This window comes from Stenotrophomonas sp. KH_036_B (genome assembly GCF_057839485.1).
Map to the genome: position 1 here is coordinate 2,279,093 of NZ_CM174491.1, position 18,462 is coordinate 2,297,554.

At 68.9% G+C, this 18,462-nt stretch carries 12 protein-coding genes; 5 read left to right on the top strand and 7 right to left on the bottom strand.

Annotated features, from left to right (window positions below; all coding sequences use genetic code 11):
• Positions 1-26: 26 nt before the first annotated feature.
• Genes AC3ITN_RS10270 through AC3ITN_RS10300 form a run of 7 tightly spaced genes read right to left on the bottom strand, consistent with a single transcriptional unit; the run spans position 27 to position 7,344 of the window.
• Positions 27-1,229, bottom strand: a complete 1,203-nt coding sequence (locus tag AC3ITN_RS10270; RefSeq protein ID WP_489390400.1) for a M24 family metallopeptidase — start codon at positions 1,227-1,229, stop codon at positions 27-29.
• The gene (locus AC3ITN_RS10275; RefSeq protein WP_489390401.1) at positions 1,226-2,818 is read right to left on the bottom strand and encodes an aldehyde dehydrogenase family protein; all 1,593 of its coding nucleotides are present in this window, start codon (positions 2,816-2,818) and stop codon (positions 1,226-1,228) included. Before AC3ITN_RS10275 ends, AC3ITN_RS10270 begins: the two co-directional genes overlap by 4 nt.
• A 1-nt stretch (position 2,819) precedes the next feature.
• Positions 2,820-3,722 carry a dihydrodipicolinate synthase family protein gene (locus AC3ITN_RS10280; protein ID WP_489390402.1) on the bottom strand — a complete coding sequence of 301 codons (903 nt, stop codon included), beginning with the start codon at positions 3,720-3,722 and terminating at the stop codon, positions 2,820-2,822.
• On the bottom strand, positions 3,719-5,065 hold the full coding sequence (locus tag AC3ITN_RS10285) for an FAD-dependent oxidoreductase (protein WP_489390403.1): 1,347 nt from the start codon (positions 5,063-5,065) through the stop codon (positions 3,719-3,721). Before AC3ITN_RS10285 ends, AC3ITN_RS10280 begins: the two co-directional genes overlap by 4 nt.
• Positions 5,037-5,282, bottom strand: a complete 246-nt coding sequence (locus AC3ITN_RS10290; protein ID WP_489390404.1) for a 2Fe-2S iron-sulfur cluster-binding protein — start codon at positions 5,280-5,282, stop codon at positions 5,037-5,039. The genes AC3ITN_RS10285 and AC3ITN_RS10290 overlap by 29 nt, the downstream gene beginning before the upstream one ends.
• Positions 5,279-6,391, bottom strand: a complete 1,113-nt coding sequence (locus AC3ITN_RS10295; protein WP_489390405.1) for an NAD(P)/FAD-dependent oxidoreductase — start codon at positions 6,389-6,391, stop codon at positions 5,279-5,281. The genes AC3ITN_RS10290 and AC3ITN_RS10295 overlap by 4 nt, the downstream gene beginning before the upstream one ends.
• Positions 6,388-7,344 (bottom strand): proline racemase family protein, encoded by a 957-nt coding sequence (locus AC3ITN_RS10300; RefSeq protein ID WP_489390406.1) that lies wholly within the window; start codon positions 7,342-7,344, stop codon positions 6,388-6,390. Before AC3ITN_RS10300 ends, AC3ITN_RS10295 begins: the two co-directional genes overlap by 4 nt.
• Positions 7,345-7,485: 141 nt before the next feature.
• Between AC3ITN_RS10300 and AC3ITN_RS10305 the strand changes: the two genes are divergently transcribed.
• From AC3ITN_RS10305 to AC3ITN_RS10325, 5 genes are all read left to right on the top strand, one after another.
• Positions 7,486-8,202: an AraC family transcriptional regulator gene (locus tag AC3ITN_RS10305; RefSeq protein ID WP_313341380.1), complete on the top strand. Its 717-nt coding sequence runs from the start codon at positions 7,486-7,488 to the stop codon at positions 8,200-8,202.
• Between the two features lie 363 nt (positions 8,203-8,565).
• Complete coding sequence (locus AC3ITN_RS10310; RefSeq protein WP_489392912.1) at positions 8,566-10,242, top strand: ShlB/FhaC/HecB family hemolysin secretion/activation protein; 1,677 nt, start codon at positions 8,566-8,568, stop codon at positions 10,240-10,242.
• 10 nt (positions 10,243-10,252) lie between these two features.
• A complete protein-coding gene (locus AC3ITN_RS10315; protein WP_489390407.1) occupies positions 10,253-15,820 on the top strand; it encodes a two-partner secretion domain-containing protein in 5,568 nt (1,855 codons plus the stop codon).
• 130 nt (positions 15,821-15,950) lie between these two features.
• Positions 15,951-16,676, top strand: coding sequence for a gluconate 2-dehydrogenase subunit 3 family protein (locus AC3ITN_RS10320; protein WP_489390408.1), 726 nt, complete (start codon positions 15,951-15,953; stop codon positions 16,674-16,676).
• A 4-nt stretch (positions 16,677-16,680) separates the two neighbouring features.
• The gene (locus AC3ITN_RS10325) at positions 16,681-18,456 is read left to right on the top strand and encodes a GMC family oxidoreductase (protein ID WP_489390409.1); all 1,776 of its coding nucleotides are present in this window, start codon (positions 16,681-16,683) and stop codon (positions 18,454-18,456) included.
• The last annotated feature ends 6 nt before the right edge of the window (positions 18,457-18,462 follow it).

Sequence of the window (18,462 nt, forward strand, 5' to 3'; positions counted from 1 at the left end):
GCAGGGCGCCGGCGGGTGCACTGCCCTCAGGCAAACGGCTGATCGATGGCCGGCGACGGTGGCGTGAACCACTGCGCGCCGTGCCCGGTCACGAAAAAGTGGTCTTCCAGCCGCACGCCGAACGCGCCCGGCACCACGATCATGGGTTCATTGCTGCAGCACATCCCGGGCTGCAGTACGGTGTCGTTGCCGCGGACCAGATACGGCGCCTCATGGATGGCCAGGCCGCAGCCATGCCCGGTCCGGTGCGGCAGCCCCGGCAGGCGATAGTCCGGCCCGAGCCCGGCTGCTTCCAGTACCGTGCGCGCGGCGGCGTCAACCGATGCGCAGGTCACGCCCGGCCGCACCGCGTCGAACGCAGCGGCCTGCGCCGCGTGTTCCAGTGCCCAGATACGCCGCTGCTCATCCGTAGGCGTGCCGAAAATCCAGGTGCGGGTGATATCCGAGTGGTAGCCCTGCACGGTGCACCCGGTATCGATCAGCACCAGCTGGCCTTCCTCCAGGTGCTGCACCCCCGGGATGCCGTGCGGGAACGCGGTGGCATGCCCGAACTGCACGATGCAGAAGGTGGAGCCGTTGTCGGCACCGAGCGCACGGTGGGCCTGGTCGATGAAGCGCACCAGTTCATCGGTGCCGATGCCTTCGTGTGCGATCCGCGCCGCCAGCCGGTGCACGTGCAGCGTCATGTCGCAGGCCTGCTGCATCAATGCCAGCTCCGCCGCTGACTTGCACATGCGGCAGCCATCGATGATGGCCGTGGCGTCACGGATGGCGTTCGCATCCAGGTGCCTGGCCAGCCCGGTGTGGACACCGAAGGCGATGCCCGGGTCGAGCGCAAGTGTCTGCGCCCCGCGTTCGGCCATCAGCTGTACGACGCTCGCATACGGGTCGTCGTGCTCTTCCCACAGCCGTTTGTCGACGGGGATGCGGAGCACGGCATCCAGGGACCCCTCTTCAAACACCGGGCAGACCAGCAGCGGGTCGCCGCTGAGGGTCAGCAACACCCCGACCAGGCGTTCGGTCGCGCCCCACGGAACCCCGGTGAAATAGCGCAGCGAGGTGCCTGCGCCGACCAGCAGCGCGTCCACGCCCTGCGCCTGCATCACTGCGCGCGCGTGCGCGATACGGGCCTGGTACTCGTCCGCGCCGATGGCCGGCGCCCGGTGTTCCCACGGGGCCAGCAAGGCCTGCGCCTGGGCCAGGGTCAGCCCGCCGATCTGACCGCTCATGCGCCGCCGCCCACGTCGGCCGTGCTGCCGACGCCGTCGATGGTGCGCTGTACGCCGCCCGGGTTGCGGTCGCGCAACTCTGCCGGCAGCAGCGCATCCGGCACGGCGTCATAGCTGTGCAGGGCCGCAAACCGGTGGATCGCGCCCGGCATGCCCACCGAGGTGAAGCCCGGATGGCCGGTGCTGGGGAACGGACCGCCATGATTCTGCGCGGCGCTGACGGCCACGCCGGTCGGCATCCTGGAATTGATGAGGCGGCCAACGCGGGCGCGCAGCACCGGTGCGATGCGTTGCCACGCCGCGTCGTCGCTGCCATCGGCAGCACGGTACAGCGTGCCGGTCAGGTTGCCGTCGAACGCCGCGGCCACCTTCACCATGGCGTCCACATCGGCCACGCGCACCAGCAGGCTGACCGGGCCGAACGCCTCGGTCTGCAACGCCTGCGGCTGCGCGACGAACGCATCGTCGTCCACGCTCAGCAGGGTTGGCGCATGCCGGTAGCCGCCCTCGCCCACCGCGCCGCCGGCCAGCAGCGCGGCACCGGCCCCGCGCAGGGTCGCGATGCCCTGCGTGAGGTGATCCAACCCACCCTGCGAGAACAGCACCATCGGTACGGCCGCTTCAAAGTGCGCGGTGGCCGCCGCAACGAAGGCATCGCCGTCGGCGCTGCGCGGCACAACCACCACACCGGGGTTGGTGCAGAACTGCCCGCTGCCCAGCGTGCAGGAGGCGAAGAATTCCTGCGCCAGGGCTTCACCCCGTTCGGCCAGCACGCCGGGCAGCATGAAGACCGGATTGACGCTGGACAGCTCGGCATAGAACGGCACGCCGGCCGCATCCGCCGCCGCCTTCAGGGCCAGGCCGCCGCCCCGGCTGCCGGTGAAGCCGATCGCACCGAGCCGCGCGTCGCCGGCCAATGCAACGCCCAGCGCGTTGTCGAACTGATAGAGCAGCTGCACTGCCGCAGCCGGCAGGCCTGCTGCCAGCAGCGCAGCATGCGCCAGCTGCGCCATGCGCTGGCTGGTGGCCGGGTGCAGCGGGTGCGCCTTGGCGATGACCGGGTTGCGTGCGGCGATCGCCGAGGCGAAGTCGCTGCCGGCGATGGCGTTGAACGCGAACGGGAAGTTGTTGGGGCCGAACACCAGCACCGGCTTGGACAGCGGCGCGAGGTGCGCGCGCAGCCCGGCCGCGGTGTCGATCACCGGCTGGGTCCAGCTGTAGCTGCGTACGGCGGACGCGGCCTGCCGAAGCTGGCCACTGGTACGCGGCAGTTCGTTGCCGCGCAGGCGCGTGGGGGCCGGCAATGCGGTTTCGGCGTGCGCCAGCGCCACGAGCGTTTCCGCGTCGGCATCCAGCGCATCGGCGTAGGCCTCCAGGAACGCGGCGATGCGTTCGACCGGTGCCGCCGCCAGTTCGGCCGCGACGGCACTCGCCGCCGCGACCGCGGTGTCGATGTCGGCCGCGCCACTGATGGGGAACGCAGGCCCGATGGACTCGCCGGTGGTGGGATCCGCGGCGCGGAAGCTTCCCTGCAGCGACAGGCTCGGTTGCCAGCGTCCCGCCAGCAGGAGCGGTTCGACATGGGTCATATCAGGCCTTCTTGGTTGCGATGGCGTGGTCGATGATGGCAAGGGCCTCGGTGCGTTCCGCGCCTTCCACCACCAGGCGTGGTGCACGCACGGTTTCGCTGCCCAGGCCGACCTTGGCCTGCACCAGCTTGATCAGCTGGACGAACTTGGGCACGGTGTCCAGGCGCAGCAGCGGCAGGAACCAGTTGTAGAGGTCGGCGGACGCCGCGTAGCCGCCGTCGCGGGCGAGTTCGAACAACGTCACCGACTCCACCGGATAGGCGTTGACCAGGCCGGCGATCCAGCCCTCCGCGCCCATGGCGAGGCCTTCGACGATGGCGTCGTCCATGCCCACCAGCAGCACCAGGCGGTCGCCCAGCAGTTCCTTGATGGCGGCGAAGCGGCGGATCTCGCCGGACGATTCCTTGACCGCCTGCAGGTTGGCGAATTCGCCCGCGAGCTGCGCGATCTGTGCCGGCAGGATGTCGGTGCGGTAGGCCACCGGATTGTTGTAGAGAATGCACGGCAGGTCGGTGGCACCAAGCACGGCGCGCGCATGCGCGGCGGCCTCATGCCAGTCGGAGGTGTAGACGTACACCGGCAGCACCATCAGCCCACCGGCACCGACGGCCTTGACCGCCTGCGCCAACTTCACCGCCTCATCGGTGGACAGCGCGGCGATGCCCGGCACCACCGGCACGCGGTCGCCAACGGCCTTGACCAGGGTGGCGACGATGGCGACCTTCTCATCGAAGCTCAGCGTGGCCGCTTCGCCCAGCGACCCCAGCGGGACGATCGCGGTGGAACCCGCATCGACCAGCTGCACCGCGTGCTTGGCAAGGAAGGCGTGGTCGACGCTGCCGTCGGCATGGAACGGGGTGGTGATGGCGGGCAGGACGCCCTTCCAGAAAGAAGCATTGCTCATGGATGTATCCCTTGCGAGTCGTCGGTGAAGGAGTCGGCCAGCGCCGCGAGGCGGACCGGGAACAAGGGCGGCCGGCGGCCGCCATCGGTGGACAGTTCGGCATCGCCCAGGCCCAGTTCGGCCAGTGCGGTGCCACAGATGCGGCCCTGGCAGGCGCCCATGCCGCAGCGCGACGCCAGCTTGGCGTCGCGCGTATCAGTGAACCCGCGCAGTTCACGCAGCGGGACGTCTTCGCAACGGCACACCAGGGTGTCGTCCTGCGCCAGTCCGTGCACCCGCGCATCGAGCGCGAAGCTGCGCTGCAGCTGGGTGGCGAAGGCGCGTACACGGCGGCGACGGGGTTGCAGCGCCTCCGCGGCGGCGGTGGCACCGGCCGCCATGTGCCCGGCGATGGCGCCTTCGATCCGGGCGCTGTCGCGGCCGCCGATGCCCAGTGCCTCGCCGGCGGCAAAGACACTGGGCACGCTGCTGCGCAGCTGTGCATCGACCGCGACCTGCGGGTGCGCGCCGTGGCGCTCCAGCCGGCAGCCCAGCAGCTGGGCCAGTTCCGTGTTGGGCACCAGCCCGTAGCCAACGGCAAGCTGGTCGCAGGCGATGCGGCGCCGCCCACGCGGGCCGTCAATGTCGATTTCCCGCAGCCGCGCATCCCCATGCGCGGCCACGACCACGCTCCCCGCGTGGTAGCCGATCCCGGCCAACTGCAGGCGCAGCGCGGCGGCCTGCACGGCCTTGCCCGGCCAGCGCGGCAGCTGCAGCGCGAACCCGCTGAGTGCACGTCGCGACGCCTGCTCGTGGATGCCAAGCACCTGCGCGCCGTGGTGGCGCAGCGTGGCCGCACTGGCCAGCAGCAACGGTCCACTGCCGGCCACGACCACGCGCCGGCCGGCCAGCGGCCAGCCCTGCTTGGCCAGTGCCTGCGCGCCGCCGGCGCCGGTCACGCCGGGCAACGTCCACCCGGGGAACGGCAACAGCAGTTCACGCGCACCGGTGGCCAGCACCAACGTGCGGTAGTGCAGTTGCCGGGCGCCACCGGGGCTGTCGGCCAGCAACCAGCCCGGCTGCGCCAACGTCACCTGGGTCTGCGCCAGCCACTCCACCTGGCCGCCGTCCACGATGGCGAGCGCACGCTTCGCCACGGCCGGTACCCCGTGCCGCACATCGTGGCGCCAGACCTGGCCGCCGGCACGCGGCTGCGCGTCCACCAGCCCCACCCTCGCCCCATGCGAGGCGGCGGCCCGTGCGGCGGCAAGCCCGGCCGGACCGGCGCCGACCACCAGCACGTCGTAGTGCAGCACCTGCGGTTGGCGCATGGACTCAGCCATCGGTGAGCACCTCCATGCCATCGCGCGCCGGCGTCATGCACGCACGCAACTGGGCAACGCCATCGATGCGCACACGGCACTCGAAGCACACGCCCATGCCGCATACCGGCGCGCGCGGTTCCCCGCCGCGCGATATCCGGAACGCGCCACCGGCCAGTGCGACGGCCACGGCCACCGTGGCGCCGTCGGGCACCTGCACCTGCTGCGCGTTGACCGACAGGCACACGGTGGCGCTCATGCGGCCATCCCGGTGACGGCGCGGTCCGGCCGATACGGCGTGGGGTCGATGGCCGGCGTGCTCCCCAGCAGGCCGTCCACGATCAACCGCGCGGTGCCCAGCGCCGTGGTGACGCCCAGCCCCTCATGCCCCGCCGCGACCCATACGTCGCGGCGGCCCGGCACCTGGCCCACGTAGGGGCGGCCATCGGGCGTGGCCGGGCGCAAGCCGGTCCAGATGCGGATCGCCTGCAGCTCACGCAACACCGGCAGGAACGCGAACGCCTGGTCCAGCATCTGCCGCAGCAGCGGCAACGAGACCTCGCGGTCGGAGACGTTGAACTGCCGGGACGAGCCGATCAGGATCTGCCCGGTCGGCCGCGGCTGCACGTTGAAGGCAACGCTGGTCTCGGCATCGCCGTGCGCGGAATCGGCGTAGTCCAGCGCCAGCAGCTGGTGATGCACCACGCCCGGGTAACGGTCGGTGATGACCAGCTGGCCCTTGCGCGGCCGCACCGGCAGTTCCGGCAGCAGCTGCGGCAGGTCCACGCCGGTGGTGACCAGCACCGGGCCGGACAGGACCTCGCCGTCATCCAGCCGCACCCCGTGGTCAAGCAACGCCACCACGCGGCGCCCGGCATGCAGCCGCGCACCGCGCTGGCAGGCCTGGTCCACCAGGTAGCGCGCCATGCGCGGCGGGTAGACCACCGCCTCGCCCGGCACCCGCATGCCACCGGCCAGCCCGGGCACCAGATTGGGTTCAAGCGCATACAGCTGCGCGGCATCGATGCGCTCGGCAACGATCCCGGCCTGGGCCAACCGGGCGATCTTGGCCGGAACGGCCTCCAGCTCGCGCGCGTTCCGCGCCACCCACAACGTGCCACAGCGGCTGAACTCGGCGTCCTTCAGCTGTGCGTAGCGTTCCCACAAGCCCAGCGAATAGGCCGACAGCGCCAGTTCCGCCGGGTCATCATCCATCGCCACCAGGTGCCCCATCGCCGCCGCCGTCGCACCGCCGCCGACCGGGCCCGGCTCGACCAGCGCCACGCGCAGGCCTTCCGCCGCAGCGGCTTCGGCACAGGCTGCGCCGACAATGCCGGCACCGACGATGATGAGGTCATGGGTGTTCATGGGTGGGCGGAGGTCTCCGCGCCGATGCCCCACGCAAACGGATCGGCCGGGTCGATCACCAGCTGCGCGCGGGCGGTGATGTAGGCGGTGCCGGTGATGCGCGGCGCGATGCCACGGCCGCTGGAACGGTAGCTGCCTTCGAACGCGGTGCCCAGGATGCCCTGCTGGATCCAGCGCGCCCCTTCGGCAAGCTTGCCGTCGGCGGCCAGGCAGGCCAGCTTGGCACTGGTGCCGGTGCCGCACGGCGAGCGGTCGTAGGCCAGGCCCGGGCACAACACGAAATTGCGCGCCTGCCCGCTGCCGTCCGGCGCGATGCCGTTGACTTCGATATGGTCGATCTCACCGCCGTCGGCACCGGCAATGCCGGCCGCCTCCAGTGCCTGCCGGATGGCTTCGGTATAAGCGATCAGCTCACGATGGTGGGCGAGCTCCAGCACGCACGGGCTCTGTTCGGTGATGAAGAACCAGTTGCCGCCCCAGGCGATATCGCCGCGCACGCGGCCGTGGCCGGGCACCTCCACCTCGACCGCGCTGGCATGCCGGTAGCTCTCCACGTTGTCGACCGAGACGTTGCCTGCCTCGTCCAGTTCGACCCCCACGGTGCCGACCGGGGTTTCGATCAGGTGCTGGCCGGGGCCGATCCGGCCAAGCTCGGCCAGGGTGCGGACCACGCCGATGGTGCCGTGGCCGCACATCCCCAGGTAGCCCACGTTGTTGAAGAAGATCACGCCGATGCTGGCGCGCGGATCCCGCGGCGGCAGCAGCAGCGCGCCAACCATGGTGTCCGACCCGCGCGGCTCGCAGGCAATGGCGCTGCGCCAGTGGTCGAAGTCGGTACGGAAGCGCTCGCGGCACTGCGCAAGGTCGCCGTCGCCCAGGCTGGGGAAACCGGAGGTCACGACACGGGTCGGTTCGCCGGCGGTGTGGGAGTCGATCACGTCGATGGTGTGCATGGCAACGATGCTCCCATCCGACCGCCGTGGCGACTAGCGCGGAATGGCGTTGGCAAATGCGGAAATCTGCACAATCGCACTGCGTGGCAGGCGGCCCGCTTTGCGCTAGGATCGGAGTCACGTGCCCCCAGCAGAACGCCAGTGGATTCGATGGACGTCAACCTTTCCGGCAACGAAATGCAGTCGTTGTTCGATGAACTCCCCGAAGTCGTGTTCTTCATCAAGGACCAGGACGGGCGCTATACGCACTGCAACCTGACCCTGGTGCGGCGCCTGGGCCGCAAGCAGCGCAGCGACGTGATCGGCAGAACGCCGCTGGAACTGTTTCCCCTGCCGCTCGGTGGCAGCTACACCATCCAGGACCGCCGGGTGCTGTGTGGCGAGGTCATCGACAACCAGCTAGAGGTGCACCTGTACCCCAACCGCATGCCGGGCTGGTGCCTGACCTTCAAGCGCCCCGTGTGCCAGGGCGAAGAGGTGTCCGGGGTCATCGGCATCTCACGCGACCTCGGCCAGCCCGACAGCCGGCACTCCGCGTTCGAGCGCTTGAACAAGGTGCTGGAACACATGCAGAACCACTACGACGAGCAGCTGCGCGTGCAGTCGCTGGCCAACCTGGCCGAGCTGTCCGTGGCCCAGCTGGAGCGCCACTTCCGGCGCGTGTTCCAGGTGACACCGCAGCAGCTGCTGACCAAGCTGCGCATCGAAGCGGCGATGCGGCTGCTGCACGGCGACGAGAGCATTGCCAGCATCGGCCAGCAATGCGGGTTCGCGGACCAGAGCGCGTTCGCGCGGCAGTTCAAGGCCACGGTGGGGATGTCGCCGCGTGACTATCGCGGCATAAAGGGACACCTGTAACGTCGGGTTGCTCCTCGCAGCCACGCAGGGCGTGGCTCTACTGTTGGTGCCGCGCAGCCACGCAGGGCGTGGCTCTACTGTTTGGTGCCGCGCAGCCACGCAGGGCGTGGCTCTACCGTTTGGTGCCGCGCAGCCACGCAGGGCGTGGCTCTACCGTTTGGTGCCGCGGGGCCACGCAGGGCGTGGCTCTACGTGCTTGGTCAGGCCTGGGCGTCAAGCCTTTGACGCCCCTGTTGCTTGTCAAAGCAACGCTTAGCACTTAAATTTGAATACGGCCAGGACCTTGCTCGCAGTTTGTGTTGCGACTGCTTCTTGAAGCAAGTGTCATCAGCGCCATCAGGGGTTCAGGGGAATCAGATGCGTATTACGTGTATCGCGGCGGCCATCGCTGCGTCGCTCGCTGCCGGGCCGGTGTCTGCGTTGGCGCTTGCCGACCATCCGACGGACAACGTCGCAGCTGATGCGACGCAGCCGACGGCACAGGCGTCGCCCGCCACCGGCACGGTGCAGGTGCGGGGCTTCCGCGTGCTCGATGTCGCGTCGCATCCCGAAGCCGGCATCGACCCCGCCAGCATGCAGGCGGTTGCCGATCGCGCGTTCGCCGAACTTGCCGACGGACAGCCGGTGGCTGCGCTGCGGTTCGACCAGCTGGAGGCTGTCGCCGACGCCGTGACACGCGCGTACCGCCAGGCCGGCTTCATCGTCAGCCAGGCGTACCTGCCCCAGCAGACGGTGGGCGACGAGCAGATCGTCGAGATCCGCGTACTGGAAGGCCGCGTCGGCCAGGTCATCGTGCAGGGCGCGTCGCGCTACCGCGCCGGCACCGTGTCCGCCGCGCTGCGACCGCTGCAGGCACAGGCGCTGCGCAAGCAGGACGTGGACGCGGCGCTGCTGTATGCGCGCGACCTGCCGGGCGTGTCGGTGCAGGCGGTGCTCAAGCCCGGCGAGAACCCGGGCGAGACCGATGTGGTGCTGGTGGCCAGTGAATCGGCGCGCCCCTACGTGATCAGCCTGGGCGGCAACAACTACGGGACCGAGCAGACCGGCCGCTATCGCGCCGAGGCCGGTATCACCTGGAACAGCCCGCTTGGCGTGGGCGATGTATTCGCGGCCAACTACGGCTACTCGTTGTCGCCCCGGCAGAGCCAGATCGGGGCGCTCTCCTATGGCGTGCCGGTATCGGCCGTGCCGGGGCTGGGCGTGGTGGTGGGGGCCAGCCGCAGCGAACTGGAAGTGCGCAACGGCGTGTTCGCCAGCCTGGGGCTGAAGGGTCCCACCTCGCTCGTCTATGCCGGCACCGACTGGAAGTTCATCAATCGTGAGCAGCTGCAGGTGCAGGGTTCCGCGCGCGTCCTGCGTGAGCAGTCCAAGCTCAGTGCACTGGGCCTGGACCTCTCCAACCAGAAGTTCGACGTCGCCGAACTGGGCGTCTCGATGCGCCGCACCGACATGGCATGGCACGGCGTGGACCTGGTGCAGCTGAGCGTCCGCCAGGCGCTGCGTGACCGCACGGCGCCCGGCGACATGATCACGCCGGACCGCGACAGCCATTTCACGATCGCGCGCCTGTCTTACACGCGCATGCAGTTCCTCAGCCGCAGCCAGCGCCTGTACGTCAAGCTCACTGGTCAATACACCGACGACACCCTGACCCCGATGGAGCAGTTCGCGGTGGGCGGCCCGGACAGCGTGCGGGCCTACCCCGTGTCTGACGCGTTGGGCGACCGCGGCTACTACGCGGCGCTGGAATATCACGTGGATGCCCCCGGATTCGGTGACGCGGTGTCGCCGTTCGATGGCCGGCCATGGCGCGAGCTGCTGGAGTTCGACGTGTTTGCGGACCACGCGCGCGTCTTTGCCAGCCATCGAAACGTGGCACCCGTGACGCTGGAGGGCGCCGGCGTGGGCCTGACCTTCCGCCTGCCGCAGTACGCCAACTTCGAGTGGCGCATCAGCGCGGCGCTGCCGACCGGAAGCCGCAAGGCCACCGACGGCCGCGACGACGCCCGTCTTTACACGCGTTTCGGTTTCACCTTCTGAGGATCTGCGCATGCATGCCACTGTCTCCCGTTCGATGACGTCGCGCAGGTCCCCGTTGCGTCACACACCGCTGGTGCTCGCCCTCGCCGCCTGCCTGTGCGGCGCGCCGCTTGCCGCCCACGCGCAGGTGTCGGCCAGCCAGCTGCCCACCGGCGGCAGCATCGCCGGCGGCACCGGCACCATCAACGCGCCCAATGGTGCCAGCCTGACCATCACCCAGACGTCCAACCGGATGGCGCTGACCTGGGGAAGCTTCGATATCGGCTCGGGCGCCACGGTGACGTTCAACCAGCCGTCCAGCAGCGCCGTCAGCCTGAACCAGATCCAGGGCGGCAACCCCACGCAGATTTACGGCAACTTGAACGCCAATGGCCAGGTGTTCCTGATCAACACCAACGGCATGATCTTCGGCAGCACGGCCAACATCAATGTCGGCGGGCTGGTTGCCAGCACGCTGGGTACTGATGCCAGCACCTTCATGAGCGGCAGCAACGTCCTGGATGCGGGTGGCAATACCGTTGCACTGATGTCCAATACCGGCACCATCAACGCCTCTGCCGGTGGCGTCAGCCTCATCGGCGGGAAGGTGACCAACGGTGGCACGATCACCGCCGCCGCGGGCAACCTCAATCTGGTCGGTGCCGATCGGGTCGTGCTGGTGTTCGAGTCCGGTGGCTTCGGGGTGACCGTCGAGAAGCCGCTGCAGTTGCCGCTGGACGCCGTGGCCGTGGAAAATTCCGGCAATCTCCTGGCAGCGGGTGGCCAGGTCCGGCTGGAGGCGCGGTCCCTGCCGGGCCTGTTCAGCCAGCTGATCAACAACAGCGGCGTCATCAGCGCGGCGGGCATCGCCGGCGGCAACGATGGCAGCGTCATGCTGATCGCAGGCGGCGGTTCCAGCAGTGGGACCGCCATCGGCGGGGGCGGCAGCATCAACGTCGGCAACGGTTCGCTCGGGTACGTCGCAGACGGCGGCGTCCAGCAGAGCGGCGTGCTGACCACGGGCGCGCTCAGCCTGGGTGTTGGCGGCAATGCAGCCTTCACCGGGTCCAACAAGATCGCGCTGGTGGGGGGCGACGTGGGCGGCAGCTTGAACCTGCAGAACGCGCGCAACCTTGGACAGAGCGCTGGACTGACCGTGGGCGGATCCGCGCTGTTCGCCACGGTCTACAACCTCGCGCTTGACAATGCCGACAATGACTTCGCCGGCCCGGTCAGGATCATCGCCCAGGATGCCACGCTCCGCGACAGAAACGCACTGACGCTCGGCACGCAGAGCGTTGGCTCGCTGACCGTCCGCAGCGGGGGCGCGTTGAACCTGGGCAACGGTGTCATCAACGGCGCGCTGTCGGCCACCAGTGACGCCGGTGGCATCACCCAGACCAATGCGCTGTCGGTTGCCGGCGCCGCCAGCATCGATGCCGGCACCGGCGCGATCACCCTGGCGCACGAGAATGACTTCTCGGGCAGCCTGGCGCTCGCCGGCCGCGGCATCACCGTGGTCGACACCAACAACCTGACGGTAAGTTCGGTCAACAACGCCGGCGTTGGCGACATCAACCTCACCGCGCGCGGTTCGCTGACGATGCCGGCGGGTGCGATAAGCACCAATGGCGCCCTGCTGCTGAGCGCCGACGGCGGCGCGCTGACACTCGGCGGCGCCCTGACCGGCAATGCCGTTTCGCTCTACAGCCGCACGGCGTTGAATCTCGGCACGTCCATCACGGCCGCCGGCGCACTGGCGGTCGTGACCGGCGACAGCGCCCTCACCCAGACGGCGGGCGCCTTGTCCGTTGGCGGCACGTCCGTCTTCTCTACGGATACGGGTGCCATTTCGCTCGGTGCGGCCGGCAACCACTTCGGCGGCCCCGTGAACCTGTTCGGCGGCACCACCCTGATCCGTGATATGGGTGCATTGACGTTGGGCACCCTTGCCACCGGCGCGCTCACTGCCGTCAGCAATGGCGTGCTGAGCCTGGGTACCGGCACCGTCGCTGGCGCGTTGTCGGCGACCAGCAACGGCCACATCCTCACCCAAGGCACCGCTGCGCTCAACGTAAGTGGCAACGCCACGCTGGATGCGAGCACCGGGGAAATCAGGCTGACGCGCCAGAATGATTTCGCCGGCGACGTGACCCTCACGGGTGGCACCATCGCCGTCAACGATGCCAACGACCTCACCATCGCCGCCGTCAACAACAGCGGTGTCGGCGACATCAGCCTGACAGCGCGGGGGTCGTTGTGGCTGCCGGCCAGCGGCCTGAGCACGACCGGCAACCTGACACTGGAGGCCGGCGCCGGAACGCTGGTGCTCGGCGGCGCGCTCTACGCAGACAACATCCGGTTGTACAGCCAGAACGCCCTGACCCTGGGCAACACCATCACCTCGAGCGGCGCATTGTCCGCCTCCACCGGCGGCACCAACATCACCCAGAGTGGCGGCACGCTCTCCATCGGCGGCCGGGCGACCTTCTCCACCGGGTCCGGTGCCATCCAGCTGGGGAGCATCGGCAACCACTTCAGCGGTCCCGTTGACCTCACGGGCGGTACGACGCTGGTGCGCGACCAAGGCAACCTGAACCTCGGCGTCCTGAACACCGGCGTGCTCAACCTCATCAGCAACGGCACATTGAACCTGGGCAGCGGGACAGCCGCCAGCGTGACTGCGTTCAGCAACGGCGCCATCACCCAGAGTGGCGCCCTGGTGGTGAACCAGGCCTCCGGCATCAACGCCGGCACCGGTTCGATCACGCTCAACGATGCGGGCAATGACTTCCGGGGCAATCTGGCGCTGGTCGGCGGCGACATCACGGTGAACGACCGCGACAACCTCATCATCACGTCGCTTGTGGGCACCGGCAACCGCAACATCGTCCTCACCGCGGGTGGCCAGCTCACGCTTCCGAGCCAGGCCATCGATGCGGGCACCGGCAACATCCGCCTTGCCTCCAACGGTGGCTCACTCAGCACGGCGGGCGCACTGCGCGGCAATCAGGTGACCCTGAGTGCAAGCAGTGGTCTGTTTCTCAATCAGAACATCGGCGCCAGCACGTTGGCCCTGGCCAGCACCGACGCCCCGATCCTGCAGTCGGCAGGTGCCTTGACTGTCCAAGGTGCCGCAACCGTCGATGCCGGCGCCGGCTCGGTCTCGCTGCAGGGCGGAAACAACGACTTCAGCACGCTGTCACTGCGCGGCAACGGCATCAACGTCACCGACCGCAACAACCTGACCATCGCCTCGCTCATCAGCGACGGCAACTCGGCCATCACCCTGACCGCGCTTGGCAACCTGACCCTGCCTGCACAGACGCTGTCGACCGGGTTGTCCAATCTCGCGATCGCCGCCGGCGGTACGCTCGGCCTCAACGGTGCGTTGAGCGGCCGCAACGTCCATCTGTACGCGAACGACAGTGTCAGCGTTGGCCACGATGTCACCGCCAGCCAGGCGCTGTTTCTGCAGAGCGACGGCGCCATCACCCAGACCGGTGGCGCGATACGCGTGGGCACCACGGCCGGTGTCACCGCCGCCGGCGACGTCTCCCTGGACGGCAGCGGCAACCGTTTCGGCACCGGCCTGGCCCTGATCGGCAGCAATCTGTCGGTCACCGACAGCGGCGACCTGACCCTGCTCAACGTGGGCGTCGGGCCCAATGGCAATGTGGCGTTGACCGCGGGTGGCGCGCTGTTCCTGCCGGGACAGATTATCGATTCCGGCACCGGCACGATCGACCTGGTCGCACGCGGCGGCGCCCTGACGACCCACGGCGAACTTCGCGGCCGCGCGATCAGCATGACGGCACGCGATGGCATCGTACTTGCCGACGACGTCACGGCAACCGACGCCTTGGCGCTGACCACGCGCGACGCCGCCATCACCCAGACCGCCGGCGCGCTCACGGCAGGCGGCTGGACCCACGTGGATGCCGGTACCGGCAACATCACGTTGGGCAATGCGGCCAATGTGCTGGATGGACCGGTGAACCTGGCCGGTGCCGACGTGCGGATCGCCGCGACGGCGCTCAGCCTCGGCACGGTGTCCGCCCATGCACTGACCGCCACCAGTGGCGGCGCGCTGAACCTGGGCAGCAGCACCGTGCGCGGCGCGCTGAGCGCCACCAGCGGCAATGCGGCCATCATCCAGTCCGGCGCGTTGTCCGTGGATGGGACCGCCACGTTCACGGCGGGTAGCGGTGCGATCACGCTGACCGATGCCGGCAATGCGTTCGCCGGCGCGGTGTCGTTGAACGGTGGCGATGCCGTGGTGCGTACCGGCGCGGCACTGCGGCTCGGCAACAGCCAGCTCACCGCGCTGCAGGTGAGCACCGCCGGTGACCTGAGCCTGGACGGTCGCGTCAGCGCCACCGCCATCGACCTGTCCACGGGCGGCGTGTTCCGCAACACCCGCGGTGCCGATGCGCTCAGCGCGACGGGCGGACGTTGGCTGGTGCGCCTGCTCGATCCGAATGGCGGGCACGTCTTCAACGGCCTGGACAGCGGCAATACCGCGCTCTGGAATATCGGTGCAGCCGATGCCGTGAGCCAGGCCGGCAATCGCTATGCGTTCGCGTATCAGCCCGTGCTGACGGTGTCGTCCAGCAACGCAGGCAAGGTCTATGGCACCGTCGCGGACCTGGCAACGCACTGGACCGCGACCGGGTTGATGCAAGGCGTTGCCGGTGCGTATGCCAGCGACTCAGTGGCGGATGTGTTGAACGGCGCTCCCGAACTGAGCTCGCTCGGTGCGGCGGCAACCGCGGGCGTGGCCGGCGGCCCGTACCGGATCACCACGGGGCTGGGCACGTTGACTACCGGCGGCACCGGCTATGCACTCGCCACGGCCGACAGCGGCCTGCTGACGGTGACACCGGCCAGCCTGGTCATCCAGGCGGGCAACGCAGGCAAGATCTACGGCAGCACCGCCAACCTCACCGGCTTTACCAGCCGTGGCCTGGTCAACGGCGATACGGTGACCGCCGCCGAGCTGGCCAGCGCCGGCCAGGCGGGGTCGGCCGACGTGGGCAGCTACGCGATCACGGCCAGCAACGCCTCGGGTGCCGGGCTGTCCAACTACGACATCGCTTATGTCGCCGGGCGGCTCACCGTGGACCCGGCCACGTTGCGGGTGATCGCCCGCGACACGACCCGCGCACCGGACGGCCCTGCCCTGCTCGCCTACTACACCGAAGGCCTGTTCAATGCAGACACGGTCACGTCGGCAACCCTGTCCAGCGCGGGTACGTCGTCGCTGGCCAACCCGGGCGCGTACGCCATCGGCGTCAGCGGCGCGGTGGGAACCGGCCTGTCCAACTACCGCATCGAGTACGTGCCGGGCACGCTGCTGGTGAGCGGGTTCAATCCGGGTCTCATCGCCACTGCCGTGCAGTCGATCAGTGCGCTGCAGACCAGCACGAGCTCGCCATGGGCATCCGCGTCCGCAACGACGATGACGCTGGATGCGCCGCCCTCCACGCCGTCCTGGTCGACAGCGCCGCACAACGCGCCGGCGCTGGAAATGCCCACGGCCAACGCCCCGGCAACCTGCCTGGTCGACAACGTGCTGGGCCAGTGCCGGCTTGACTGAGCCCGCATCGGTGCGATGACCGCGTGCTGCACGGACCTGGCGACCGCATCTGCGTGTCGCCAGGGCTGCACGCTGCCGCGACAGCACCTGCGTCATGCTGGGGGCCAGCCACCCGCCAGGTAGCCACACCATGACAGACGACGCCGAGCAGAACCGGCCGACCTTGACCCGTCGCCGCTTCTTCCAGGGTCTCACCCTGATTCCCGTTGCCGCGGCCCTGCCCGGCTGCGCACCCGGAACCCCAGCGGCCAGCACGCCATCGGCGACGCCCGCCAGGGAGTACACCCCCGAGTTCTTCACTGCCGCCGAGTGGGCCTTCATCACTGCCGCCTGCGACCGCCTGATCCCCGCGGACGAGACCGGCCCGGGCGCGGTGGAATCGGGCGTGCCCGAATTCCTTGACCGCCACATGCAGACGCCCTACGCCGCCGGCGCCATCTGGTACATGCAGGGCCCGTTCCTCGAAGCCCCCAGTGAATTCGGCTACCAGGGCAAGCTGGCATTGCGTGACATCATCAAGGTGGGCATCGACGCGTTCGATTCCCACTGCCGCAGCCAGTTCAACGGCAAGACCTTCGCCCAGCTCGGTCATGCGCAGCAGGAAACCCTGCTCAAGGCCGCCGAGGGCGGCAAGCTCGATTGGGAGGCCATCTCCAGCAAGCTGTTCTTCTCCAACTTCCTTGGCGAAGTGAAGAACGGCTACTTCGCCGATCCCAAGTACGGCGCCAACAAGGACATGGCCGCCTGGAAGATGATCGGCTACCCCGGCGTGCGCGCCGACTACATCGATTGGATCGGGGTGCGCGACAAGGCGTACCCCTTGCCGCCCGTGGACCTTTCCGGGCGCAGGAGCTGATCGCATGGCCACCATCAAACCGAAGGTCGACGCGGTCATCGTCGGCATGGGCTGGACCGGCGCCATCCTCGCCAAGGAGCTGACCGACGCAGGCCTGCATGTGGTCGCGCTGGAGCGCGGCGGCGACCGCGATACCCAACCCGATTTCGCCTACCCGAAGGTGGTCGACGAACTGGAAGGCTCGGTACACCGCCGCTACCTGCAGAGCCTGAACCAGGAAACCGTCACCGTCCGCCACACCCTCAGCGACACTGCCGTGCCGTACCGGCAGATGGGCTCGTTCAAGCCCGGCACCGGCGTGGGCGGCGCGGGCAGCCACTGGTCGGGCGCGCATTTCCGGCCCCTGCCCGAAGACCTGCAGCTGCGCAGCAATGTCGAACAGCGCTACGGCAAGGCCATCATTCCGGCGGACATGACCATCCAGGACTTCCCGGTCACCTATGCCGAACTCGAGCCGCACCTGAACATGTTCGAGCTGGTGTGCGGCACCTCCGGCAAGGCCGGGGTGATCAATGGCGTGGTGCACGACGGCGGCAATCCGTTCGAAGGCTCGCGCTCGCAGGACTATCCGCTCGGACCGAACCCGAACTACCTCGGCGGCGAGCTGTTTTACAAGGCCGCCAAGGAAATGGGCTGGCACCCCTACCCCATTCCCGCCTCCAATGCCTCCGGCCCGTACGTGAATCCGTATGGCTGCCAGCTGGGGCCGTGCAACGCGTGCGGCTTCTGCAGCGATTACGGCTGCCTCAACTACTCCAAGGCCAGCCCGAACGCCTGCATCCTGCCCGTGCTGCGGCAGCGGCCGGGCTTCGAGCTGCGCACCCATTCGCAGGTGCTGAAGGTGAACCTGGACAGCACCGGCGCCAAGGCCACCGGCGTGACCTACCTGGACGCGCAGGGCCGCCAGGTGGAGCAACCCGCCGACATGGTGCTGCTGTGCGCGTTCCAGCTGTACAACGTGCACCTGATGCTGGTGTCGGGCATCGGCCAGCCGTACGACCCGCAGACCAACACCGGCACCGTGGGCCGCAACTACTCCTACCAGAACCTCAACCGCGTGGTGCTGTTCTTCGACAAGGACGTGCAGGCCAACGGCTTCATCGGCATCGGCGGCGCCGGCACGACGATGGACGACCTCAACGGCAACCAGCTGGACAATGCCAAGGCCGGCTTCGTCGGCGGCGGCCTGGTCTGGGCGCGGCAGCCGGGTGCCGGTCCGGTGCGCGGCATCAACGTGCCGTCGGGCACGCCCAACTGGGGCCCGGCGTGGAAGAAGGCGGCGGCCGACAACTTCCGCCACAACTTCTATTACGAGGTGCAGGGTGCGTGCATGTCGTATCGCCAGCACTACCTGAGCCTGGACCCCAACTACACCGATTCGTTCGGGCGTCCGCTGCTGCGCATGACCTTCGACTGGCATCCGAACGAGATCAAGGCCTCGCAGTTCTTCGTCGACAAGGCCATGCAGATGAGCCGCGTGCTCAATCCGCTGTCGATGAGCGGCGATGCCAAGAAGGAAGGCGAGCACTACAACATCACCAAGTACCAGAGCACGCATACCTGCGGCGGCGCGATCATGGGCGCCGATCCGAAGACCTCCGCACTCAACCGCTACCTGCAGAGCTGGGACGTTCCAAATGTATTCGTGATCGGCGCCAACGCCTTCCCGCAGAACAACGGCTACAACCCCACCGGGCTGGTGGGCGGGCTGGCCTACTGGGCCGCCAAGGCGATCCGCGAGAAGTACCTGCCCGATCCGGGCCCGCTGGTGCAGGCATGAGGGGGG